The organism is Bradyrhizobium sp. INPA03-11B (genome assembly GCF_040446015.1).
Lineage (GTDB): Bacteria > Pseudomonadota > Alphaproteobacteria > Rhizobiales > Xanthobacteraceae > Bradyrhizobium > Bradyrhizobium macuxiense_A.
In genome coordinates this window covers 1-6,183 of record NZ_JASGSR010000222.1, presented here as the reverse complement: position 1 = coordinate 6,183, position 6,183 = coordinate 1, and the positions used below count along the sequence as shown (strand labels likewise).

At 63.7% G+C, this 6,183-nt stretch carries 6 protein-coding genes; 4 read left to right on the top strand and 2 right to left on the bottom strand.

Annotation, left to right across the window (positions count from 1 at the left end):
- Positions 1 to 106 precede the first annotated feature (106 nt).
- Both QMZ05_RS40055 and QMZ05_RS40050 read right to left on the bottom strand, forming a co-directional pair.
- Entirely contained in the window at positions 107 to 301 is a 195-nt protein-coding gene (locus QMZ05_RS40055) for a hypothetical protein (protein ID WP_050423447.1), read from the bottom strand.
- 144 nt (positions 302 to 445) lie between these two features.
- On the bottom strand, positions 446 to 1,510 hold the full coding sequence (locus QMZ05_RS40050; protein ID WP_074130272.1) for a ketopantoate reductase family protein: 1,065 nt from the start codon (positions 1,508 to 1,510) through the stop codon (positions 446 to 448).
- Between the two features lie 122 nt (positions 1,511 to 1,632).
- On the opposite strand from QMZ05_RS40050, the gene QMZ05_RS40045 reads away from it, so the two are divergent.
- The 4 genes from QMZ05_RS40045 to QMZ05_RS40030 form a co-directional block, all read left to right on the top strand.
- Positions 1,633 to 2,856, top strand: a complete 1,224-nt coding sequence (locus tag QMZ05_RS40045; RefSeq protein WP_353705765.1) for a TetR family transcriptional regulator — start codon at positions 1,633 to 1,635, stop codon at positions 2,854 to 2,856.
- 298 nt (positions 2,857 to 3,154) lie between these two features.
- Positions 3,155 to 4,393 (top strand): branched-chain amino acid ABC transporter substrate-binding protein, encoded by a 1,239-nt coding sequence (locus tag QMZ05_RS40040; protein ID WP_353705764.1) that lies wholly within the window; start codon positions 3,155 to 3,157, stop codon positions 4,391 to 4,393.
- 161 nt (positions 4,394 to 4,554) lie between these two features.
- The gene (locus tag QMZ05_RS40035) at positions 4,555 to 5,502 is read left to right on the top strand and encodes a branched-chain amino acid ABC transporter permease (protein ID WP_353705763.1); all 948 of its coding nucleotides are present in this window, start codon (positions 4,555 to 4,557) and stop codon (positions 5,500 to 5,502) included.
- Positions 5,499 to 6,183 (top strand): branched-chain amino acid ABC transporter permease (locus tag QMZ05_RS40030; RefSeq protein ID WP_353705762.1); only part of this gene is annotated, 685 nt, incomplete at its 3' end. The genes QMZ05_RS40035 and QMZ05_RS40030, both read left to right, overlap by 4 nt.

The window sequence follows — 6,183 nt, the reverse complement described above, 5'->3', positions numbered from 1 at the left end:
CTCCCCACCCTCCCCCGCAAGGGGGGAGGGAGCCTGACTGGTGTGCTCACCTCACGAATGTAGGGCGCGATATGCGAGCGCTAGGCAAGTGCTCGGTGACCGCACCTCACGCTGCCAGATGGCACTGCCCCATCTCGAGCCCGTGCCGGCGGCCGCGCGCGATGCCCTCGGCGATCGCTTTCACGACAAGCTCGGCGTCGTCGGGGGAAAGATGGTCGAGCGGCTGCCAGGCGCGCAGGATGTCGCGCGCGCGATCGAGGTCGCCATAGATTGCAAGGAGAGGCAGCGATTTGTTCGGCATGTCGGTGGCTCCGAGCCGCAGCTGCGCCAGCCTAGCTCAACTGACCAAGCCGAGCCATGCATTCGGCAGCCGCGATCGCACGCTTTGCCGATCGTCGATGCATGGCGAGGGCGCGCTTCCCACCCCCGCCACCACGTGCTCGGGTTACTCCGCGCCGGAGCCGCCCTGCACGATCTTCTCGTTCAGCTTCTGATCGACGGTCTCGACGGTGCGGTCGATCTCGGCGCTGGGGTTACCGAGCTGGTGCGAGATCAGCTTCACCAAGAGATCGACGCGCTCGATGAACGGTGCGCCGGCGGCGACCGCGCGGGCCGCCGAGGACGGCTTGAGCAGGCTTTCCGCGGCCTTGGCGTATTTCGCGAACGGCACCTGGTCGGCAGGATCGGCGCCGAGCTTGCGCGCGATGCCGTCGACATGGTCGTAGATCGCTTGCGAGCGGCTGAGATCGCCGTGCACGGCGTCGCGGATCGATTGCGGCTCCGTCGGCGTGATGCAGCGATAATTGCCGGTCAGCAGCATCGACCATTTGGCGAGCGGCACGAACAGCGAGTCGAATACTTTCAGCTTCACCGGAACGTCCTGGCCGTCGAGCGTCACGGCGTCAATGTCGGCTTCGAGCTCGCGCAGCACCTTGTTGTGCTTGTCGTCGGCGAAAGCGGAGGCCTTGAAGTTGGTCGGCAGGCCGACATGCAGCACGTTGGCCTTCTCCTCCGGCGGACGGAACGCCTGCGGGTCCGGCGAGCACAGCGTGACGAGGCCCGGCTCGAAGCGCTCCCACACCTGCGCATTGGTGTAGGCCTCCTCGAGGTCCATGCCGGCGAGCGCGGGGATTCGCTTCAGATACGGCAGCGGCGGCATGTTCATGATCGACAGGCACGGCAGCTTCGCCGCCGCGATCTTGATCATCAGCACCCGAACCGTGTGGTTGGTGTATTGCGGCTCCTGCATCGCAAGGCCGACCATGTCGTAGCGCGACACGTCGACATCGGCGGGCGTGACGGCGTCGAGCTTGCCCGGCAGGTCGCGCGAGAAGATCGAGCGATGCTCCTTCTCGTCGCGCAGCTTGATCCGGACCTCGGTGCCCTCGCGGTTGATCAGGTCAGCGGTGTTCTTGCGGCACACCAGGGACACATTGTGCCCCGCCATCAAGAGCTTGGTCCCCAACAGGGAGCCGTAGGAGGCTCCAAGAATCAGAATGTTGCGCGCCATGCTCTCTCCAAAGGACTGCTGGTGTATGGTATGCCACCGTCTATCGCAGATCGACAAGCCGCTGCCAAGCGGATTATCTCGCGTGCGGATCATCGTTCCGCGATCAGGAAGGGCATTCGAGCTTGCAAGTCGCCGCCGACCCGACGGATCGGGCTGAAGAAATCCTCGTCTCAGCTTCCCGCCTGTTTGCCCGCCACTCCTATGCGAACGTGACGATGGAGCAGGTCGCGGCGTCGGTTCGGGCCGTGCCGGGCGCGCTGTACCACTATTTCCGCGACAAGGAAGATCTGATCTTCCACTGTTATCTGCGGGGACTTGCGATCTACCGGCACGAAATCGAAGCCGCCGCCGAGCCCGGGATCGACGGGCTCGAGATCGTCAGGCGCTTCGTGCGCGGCCGGCTGCGGCCTGAAGGCCAGCGCATGATCCTGTTCACCGATATCGATGCGCTGGCCACGCCTTACAGCAGCGAGGTCCATGCCAAGCGCTGGCAGAACGCCGCACTGCTGGCGAAAATCCTGGAACGGGGCGTCGCGGACGGTTCGATCGCCTGCGACGAGCCGCAGCTCACGGCGGTTGCGCTGATCTCGATCCTGGACTGGGTCCCGTTCTGGCTGTCCGAACGCGACTACTACACGCGGCAACAGGCGATCGACGCCATTGACGACATCATCACGCACGGCGTCTACCGGCGCGAGATCGCGCTTCCCGGCATGCCCGAACCGCTCAGCCTCGCGCCCTTCCTCGAGTCTCGGGCTGCGTTGAGCAAGCGGGCGGCGAAGTTCGACAGGATGCTGTCGATTGCCTCCGACAGCTTCAATCGAAGGGGCGCGTCGGGCACATCGCTCGAAAGCATCGCCATGGATGCGGGCATCACCCGCGCCGGCATCTACTATCACTTCAGCGAGAAGGAGAGCCTGCTGTTGGCCTGCCTGCGACGCGGGCTCGCCGGCGAGGTCGGCATTCGCGAGCATCTGCAAGAGTACAGCCTCGGGGCGTTCGATCACATCGTGCAGAGAATCCGCCTGCTGCTGATGCTGCACGACACGCCCTGCGGCCCCAAGGCGACCTACCACAACATCAACTATCTCAACGACGCTGACCGGAAAGAATACGTCGGCCAGGTGCTGGCGACGATCCGGCGAGACCAGGACAGCTATCAACGCTGGATCGACGAAGGCCGCTTCCGCCGCATCGACACATATTTCGCCGAGCGGATTTTAACCGGCATGGGGCATTGGTATCCGATCTGGTTCAAGACCAGGCGCGACTGGTCTGCCGTCGAGATCGCCGACCACTTCGCGCGGCTCTTCCTCTCGGGCCTCAAGCCGCGCCGGCCGGCTTGAATCGCCAATTCGCGTCCCGTCGCTATAATGCTCCCGGACCAGGCTCGTCTCGCCGGAATTCGGACGACGTCGGCCCCAAAACGAACTGGCGAACGCCTCGTCCAAAAGTTTACTTGCGGTTCAAATCTGCGCCGGATCTCGCGGCATCTCGAAACATTTATAGCCTATAACATTATAATACCTCGCGCGAAAACTTGACGCAGTATTCAAAGCGAAAGTTGCGAAGGCTCGGCAATTGAGGTTATGAGACGGCTTCGATCGCTGAAGATCAAGAAACATGAGCAAGGGAGAAAGCAGGATGCGTAAGCTGATCGTTGCTGCCACGGCAGCACTGACGGTGTTGGGAGGCGCGGCGTCCGCGCAGGAATCCATCAAGATCGGCTACATCGATCCGCTCTCCGGCGGCGGCGCCAGCGTTGGCGAAGGCGGCCTGAAGACGTTCCAGTATCTCGCCGACGAGCTGAACGCCAAGGGCGGCATCCTCGGCCACAAGGTCGAGATCGTTCCGCTCGACAACAAGACCAATCCGCAGGAAAGCCTGGTGCAGGCGCAGAAGGCGGTCGACGCCGGCGTCCACTACATCACCCAGGGCAACGGCTCGTCGGTCGGTGCCGCGCTGGAAGACTTCGTCACCAAGCACAATTCGCGCAACCCCGGCAAGGAAGTGCTCTACTTCAACTACGCCGCGGTCGATCCGAGCATGACCAACGAGAAGTGCAGCTACTGGCATTTCCGCTGGGATGCGAACTCGGACATCAAGATGGAAGCGCTGACCAACTACATGAAGGGCCAGCCGTCCATCAAGAAGGTCTACCTGATCAACATGGACTATTCGTTCGGCCAGTCGGTGCGCACGGCTGCGCGCAAGATGCTGGCCGAAAAGCGGCCGGATATCCAGGTCGTCGGCGACGAACTGCACCCGATGCTCAAGGTCACCGACTTCTCGCCCTACATCGCCAAGATCAAGGCGTCGGGCGCCGACACCGTCGTGACCGGCAACTGGGGCCAGGACTTCGCGCTGCTGCTGAAGGCCGCGGCTGACGCCGGCCTCAAGGTCAACTGGTACACCTATTATGCCGGCGGCGCCGGCGGACCGACCGCGATCAAGCAGACCGGCCTCGAGAACCAGGTGTTCCAGATCAGCGAAGGCGTTCCGAACTCCGGCAACAAGGCCGCGATGGACTTCGAGAAGGACTTCCGCGCCAAGACCGGCATTTCCGTGTGGTATCCGCGCGCGGTCAACGAGATGCGGATGTTCAAGGCGGCCGCCGAGAAGGCCAACTCGATCGACCCGGTGAAGGTCGCAGCCGCGCTCGAAGGCATGAAGTTCGACGTGTTCGACGGCGGCGAGGGCTTCATGCGCAAGGACGATCACCAGTTCTTCCAGCCGATCTACATCTCCTCGTTCGGCTCGCTGGCCGACAAGGCCAAGGAGCCGTACGACGAGGAGAACACCGGTTGGGGCTGGCACATCGTCTCCAAGATCGACACCGCGCAGACGATGCTTCCGACCACCTGCAACATGAAGCGGCCCTGATCGGCTCCTTCCGTCATTCCGGGGCGCCTTGAAGAGGCGAACCCGGAATGTCGAGGTTCCGGGTTCGCTCGCTAACGCGAGCGCCCCGGAATGACTGGTGATAAATTTCCTTCGACAGGTCTTTGATCACGTGAACCGTTCCAGTCTCAAACGGGTGCCCCGTGGCTGAACTCATCGTCATCTCGACGCTCAACGGCGTCCTGTTCGGCATGCTGCTGTTCCTGTTGTCCAGCGGGCTCACCGTCATCTTCAGCATGATGGGCGTGCTGAACTTCGCGCATGCCAGCTTCTACATGCTGGGCGCGTTCTTCGGTTATCAGCTCACCCGCTGGATCGGCTTCTGGCCGGCGCTGGTGATCGCGCCGCTGCTGGTCGGCGTGGTCGGCATGGGCGTCGAGCGCTACGGCCTGCGCAACACCCACAAGCACGGCCATGTCGCCGAACTGCTGCTGACCTTTGGTTTGGCTTTCGCGATCGAAGAGATCGTCTCGATGATCTGGGGCAAGAGCCCGGTCGACTACCGCGTTCCCGCAGTGCTCGACTTCCCCGCCTTCACCGTGTTCTCCACCAACTACCCCGCCTACAAGATCTTCATGCTGGTGGTCTCGGTCGTGATCTTCATCGCGCTCCTCGTCACCTTGAAGCGGACGCGCGTCGGCCTCATCGTGCAGGCCGCGCTGACCCATCCGAGCATGGTCGGCCATCTCGGCCACAATGTCGGCCGCGTCTTCATGCTGGTGTTCGGCGTCGGCAGCGCGCTTGCTGGCCTTGCCGGCGTCATCGCCGGCCCCTCGCTGGTGACGCAGTCCGACATGGCCGCGCTGCTCGGCCCGATCCTGTTCGTCGTCATCGTGTTCGGCGGCCTCGGCTCGCTGCCCGGCGCCTTCATCGCCTCGCTGCTGATCGGGCTGATCCAGACCTTTGCGGTCGCGCTCAATGGCTCGCTCGCCAGCGTATTCGGGCCGCTCGATCCGAGCCTCGGCCCCTCGCCGCTCACCGATATCTGGAACGTCACGATCGCGCAGATCGCGCCGATCCTGCCCTATCTGCTGCTGGTGCTGGTGCTGATCTTCCGCCCGATGGGCCTGTTGGGGACGCGCGAGTCATGACGAACGCTCCCACGCCCTCCCTCGCCGCGGCCAAGCAGGAGTCCGGCGGCGCCCTCGGCTTCTATGGCGTCTGGCTGCTCGCAGCCGTAGCGCTCGTCGTGCTGCCGCTGATCTTCTCCTCCGGCGGCTCGCTGACCTCGTTCAGCCTGATCGGCATCGCGATCATCTTCGCGCTGTCCTACAACATCCTGCTCGGCCAGACCGGGCTGTTGTCGTTCGGACACGCGGTGCAATACGGCCTCGGCGGCTTCCTTGCCGTCCACGTCATGAATGCGGTCGCGAGCCACAACTGGCCGATCCCGCTGCCGGTGATCCCGCTGGTCGGCGGCATCGGTGGCATGGCGTTCGCCCTTTTGGTCGGCTGGGTCATGACCAAGCGCGCCGGCACCGTGTTTGCGATGATCTCGCTCGGCATCGGCGAACTGGTCGCCTCGTCGTCGCTGATCCTGCGCAGCGTGTTCGGCGGCGAATCCGGCATCACCACCGACCGCACGTCGTTGATGCCGTTGTTCGGCTGGACCTTCGGGCCGCAGATCCAGGTCTACTACCTGATCGCGTTCTGGGTGCTGGTCTCGGCGATCGCGATGTACGCGCTGACCCGCACGCCCTTGGGCCGGATCTGCAACGCGGTGCGCGACAATCCGGAGCGCGTCGAGTTCATCGGCTACGATCCGCATGTGG